This is a genomic window from Luteibacter sp. P4_E6, assembly GCF_056401535.1.
Map to the genome: position 1 here is coordinate 1 of NZ_JBFUJE010000334.1, position 4,348 is coordinate 4,348.

5 protein-coding genes are annotated in these 4,348 nt (G+C 63.3%); all 5 read right to left on the reverse strand.

Annotated features, from left to right (window positions below; genetic code table 11):
• On the reverse strand, positions 1–546 hold a 546-nt coding region (gene rnc, locus AC1DT2_RS16635; protein ID WP_477297542.1), incomplete at its 3' end, for a ribonuclease III.
• A gap of 6 nt (positions 547–552) precedes the next feature.
• Entirely contained in the window at positions 553–930 is a 378-nt protein-coding gene (locus AC1DT2_RS16640) for a DUF4845 domain-containing protein (protein ID WP_063572742.1), read from the reverse strand.
• A 141-nt stretch (positions 931–1,071) separates the two neighbouring features.
• Positions 1,072–1,974, reverse strand: a complete 903-nt coding sequence (gene lepB, locus AC1DT2_RS16645; RefSeq protein ID WP_063572743.1) for a signal peptidase I — start codon at positions 1,972–1,974, stop codon at positions 1,072–1,074.
• 75 nt (positions 1,975–2,049) lie between these two features.
• Entirely contained in the window at positions 2,050–3,840 is a 1,791-nt protein-coding gene (gene lepA, locus AC1DT2_RS16650) for a translation elongation factor 4 (protein ID WP_477297545.1), read from the reverse strand.
• 130 nt (positions 3,841–3,970) lie between these two features.
• A partial coding sequence (locus tag AC1DT2_RS16655; protein WP_477297547.1) for a PDZ domain-containing protein occupies positions 3,971–4,348 on the reverse strand: 378 nt, incomplete at its 5' end.

Here is a 4,348-nt window from a genome sequence, read left to right on the forward strand (position 1 = left end):
GATCGTACAACTGACGTCGAAGATCTTGGCGTGATCTTCGCCGTAGCTGTCGGTTAATTCGTAGATGGGAAGGGGAAGCCCCCTGCCCTGCAGCCATTCCTGCAGCTTCGTTTTAGCGTCCTTGCTGGATCGCTTGATTTCCGCCACGCGGGGCGAAAACAGCCGGCGCACCACCTGGCGGCAGGCGTCGTAGCCATCGTCGAAATAGACGGCGGCAACCAGGGCTTCGAAGGCATCGGCCAGAATGGAATCGCGGCGGAAGCCGCCGCTCTTCAGCTCACCAGGCCCCAGCTTCAGGTCGTCACCGAGCTCAAGTTCCCGCCCGATAACGGCCAGGGCCTGGCCGTTGACGAGCTGGGCGCGCAGGCGAGAGAGCTCGCCTTCGCTCGCATTGGGATGCGCTTCGAACAACAACTCGGCAACGAGGGCGCCCAGCAAGGCGTCGCCCAGGAACTCCATCCGCTCGTTATTCGGCTTCCCGGCACTGCGGTGAGTCAGGGCCAGGGTCGCGAGACCGGGATCACGAAAGCGGTAAGGAAATTCCACGAAACCTCATTGCCCGACGGCACTTTTGAGCGGCACCGACTTCTCGAAATGGAGCAGGAAGGCGATGTTGTAAATAAACGGAATGACTTTGTCGTACGAAACTTTCAAGACCGGCGAGTTGCTCGCGTTCGTGATTGTCACGTCCTTTGGCTTGATCGTCGAATCGTCCACGTACTGGAAGCTCATCTTGAACGCGAGCTGCCGGCGAGCCTGCTCGAGATCCGTGTTGCCACCCTCGGTCGACATCTGATTGAGCGCTTTGACCACGCCCATGTACTCGATATAGGACGGCACCAGCTTCATTGCCATGAAGGCGAAGAAGCCAACGATGGCCAGCATGATGACGAACCCGATAAGGGTAATACCCGACTGCCTGGATTTCATGTTCCGGTCTCCGCCGCGCGAAGCGGCTCCCCTGTTCAAGACGTTAAATGCCGACGGGGCGCGCAAGGCGCCCCGCAGCGGAGATTACCTTGTCCGGGGCGTACCGCAACGCCTTGCAGCGTGACGGACGCCACCGTTCCGTCAGTGGATGACCTTACCCATCCTGGAAAAGTCCAGCAGGCCATTATCGAATCCGCGCCAGGCGAGCCAGACGAAGAAGGCCTTGCCGACCAGGTTGGCCTCGGGCATGCAACCCCACCAGCGGCTGTCGGTGCTGTTCATCCGGTTGTCGCCCATGACGATATAGCAGCCCTTGGGCACTTCCGACGGCACCGACGCATTGGGGATGTCTTGCGGCATGTTGTAGGCCGGGGTCAGCGCGATCGTATGGTTGATGCTGCCCAGGTGCTCCGTATACAGCTTGGATCCGAAGGTCATCAGCAGGCGATCTTCCGGCCGCGACATGCTGCCCTTGAACGGCCCGATCTCGTCGGCGCCGACGCGCTCACCGTTGATGTAGAGCTCGCTGCCCCGGGTTTCGATGCGGTCGCCGGGCAGGCCGATCACACGCTTGATCCAGTTCTCGCTCGGCACCGCGGCGTGGGGATCCTGGCAGGTGATGTCGCCGCTGCGGATGGTCTTGCCGCTTTCGTCCTGGCAGACATAGCCCGGAAAGCGGAACACGACCACGTCGCCGCGACGCGGTTCGCCGTTCTCGAGCAGCTTGTTATTGAAGGCCGGCATACGCAGGCCGTAAGCGAATTTATTGACCAGGATGAAGTCGCCCACGTCCAGGGTCGGCATCATCGAGCCCGACGGGATGCGGAACGGCTCGGCCACGAACGAGCGCAGCAAAAGCACGACCAGGATCACCGGGAACAACGAGCGAGCCCAGTCGACCGGCCACGGCTCGGGTTGCTCGGCGCCAAGGGCTTCGGCGCGGGCGCGGCGCGCCTTGACCAGGAAAAGGCGATCGAACAGCCAGACCACACCGAACAGGACGGTCAGCCCGAGAAGAATCGCCGAGAAATCAAATGCCGCCATACCATCTCCATCAGTCGTGTCGAAGGGCCTTACGGCCCGGTCCGGCGCATCCGGCGCCGGCTTTCCATGTCTCGTTTACTTATCCTGCCGCAGCACGGCGAGGAAGGCTTCCTGGGGAATTTCCACGCTGCCCACCTGCTTCATGCGCTTCTTGCCTTCCTTCTGCTTCTCGAGGAGCTTCTTCTTTCGCGACACGTCGCCGCCATAGCACTTGGCGAGGACGTTCTTGCGCAGCGCCTTCACCGTCGAACGGGCGATGACCGCCGCACCAACGGCCGCCTGGATGGCGACATCGAACTGCTGGCGAGGAATGAGATCCTTCATCCGTTCGACAAGTTCCCGGCCGCGCCGATCAGCGTGCGAACGATGCACGATAAGGCTCAGCGCGTCCACGCGATCGCCATTGATCAGGATATCGACGCGGACGAACGGGCCCGGATCGAACCGCTCGAGGTGGTAGTCCATCGAGGCATAGCCGCGGGACACCGACTTCAGGCGATCGAAGAAGTCGAGCACCACTTCGGCCAGCGGCAGCTCGTAGGTCACCTGCACCTGGGTAGCCAGATACTGGATGGAACGCTGCACGCCGCGCTTCTCTTCGCAGAGTTTGATCACGTTGCCGACGTAGTCASCCGGGGTGAGGATGGTGGCGACGATGATCGGCTCGCGGATCTCCACGATCTGCTGCGGCGGCGGAAGCTTGGCCGGGTTGTCCATCTGCAGCACGGTGCCGTCGGTCTTGGCCACCTCGTACACCACGGTCGGCGCCGTGGYGATGAGGTYGAGRTCGWAYTCGCGYTCSAGGCGYTCCTGGAYGATYTCCAKATGCAGCAKGCCGAGGAAGCCGCAGCGGAARCCGAAGCCCATCGCCTCGGAGCTTTCCGGCTCGAAGAACATGGCCGCGTCGTTGAGGCGCAGCTTGTCGAGCGCCTCGCGAAGGGCCGGGTAATCATCAGCCGATACCGGGAACAGGCCGGCGAACACGCGCGGCTGCATGACCTGGAAGCCAGCCAGCGGCTCGGCGGCAGGCTTGCCCGAATGGGTCAGCGTGTCGCCCACCGGGGCGCCATGGACGTCCTTGATGGACGCATTGATCCAGCCCACCTCGCCCGCGCCCAGATGATCGAGCTTCTTGCGCTTGGGGGTGAATACACCGACGTCGTCGACAAGGTGGGTACGGCCGGTCGACATGACCAGGATCTTGTCGCCCGGGCGGATCTCGCCCTGCATCACGCGTACCAGCGATACCACGCCCAGGTAGTTGTCGAACCAGGAGTCGATGATCAGCGCCTGGAGCCGGTCGGTGTTACCTGCCTTCGGCGCCGGGATGCGATGGATGATCGCCTCGAGGACTTCGATCACGTTCTGGCCAGTCTTGGCGCTGACCGGGATCGCATCGGTGGCATCCAGCCCGATCACGGCTTCGATTTCGGCCTTGGCCTTTTCCACATCCGCTGTCGGGAGGTCGATCTTGTTGATGACCGGAATGACTTCCAGGCCCTGCTCGATCGCCGTATAGCAGTTGGCCACCGACTGCGCCTCGACACCTTGGGCGGCGTCGACGACCAGGAGCGCGCCCTCGCAGGCGGACAACGAACGGCTTACTTCATAGGAGAAGTCGACGTGCCCCGGGGTATCGATGAAATTGAGCTGATAGGTTTTCCCGTCGCGCGCCGTGTACGGCAGCGACACCGACTGGGCCTTGATGGTGATACCGCGCTCGCGCTCGATCGGATTGTTGTCGAGGACCTGCGCTTCCATTTCGCGCTCGGTCAGACCTCCGCACAACTGGATGATTCGGTCGGCCAGGGTCGACTTGCCGTGGTCGATGTGGGCAATGATGGAGAAGTTGCGGATGAGTTCCATGGAGCGCCGTGGTCACGTTCACCATCGCTCGCGGCGCGAACGACGCGCGCCAGCCCTCAGGGCCAGCGCGAATCAAGCATTATCGCATGGAAGGCCGCCCACCGCCGACCGGCGGACGGCATCGACTGCGTCAGCGATCGCCAGGCACGGTGACACCAACGAATCGCGTCGAGTCGTCGCGCCGGACCAGCAACATGGCGGTATCGCCGGACTTGATGCCCCGGGTAGCGTCCCGGAACGCCGCGGCACTGCCGATGCGCTTCTGGTTGACCATGAGGATGATGTCCCCCGCCTGGAGCCCCGTCTGGGAGGCGGAGGATCCGGCGACCCGACTCACCACCACGCCTTCACCGGCCTTGAGACCCAGCTCGGACCGGGTCGGCGCGTCGATGTCCTGGACGGCGAGGCCCAGCGCGCTAGCGGATCCGCCGCCCGCGCCTTCCTCGCCGGACGAGGCGGCGGCGAGCGCCGTCTTGTCGCGGGGCAGCTCGCCGACGGTGACCTCGAC

Excerpts from the sequence above, each read along its gene's own strand:
- lepB (WP_063572743.1), bottom strand. The coding sequence starts at position 1,974 with ATGGCGGCATTTGATTTCTCGGCGATTCTTCTCGGGCTGACCGTCCTG.
- AC1DT2_RS16640 (WP_063572742.1), bottom strand. The coding sequence starts at position 930 with ATGAAATCCAGGCAGTCGGGTATTACCCTTATCGGGTTCGTCATCATG.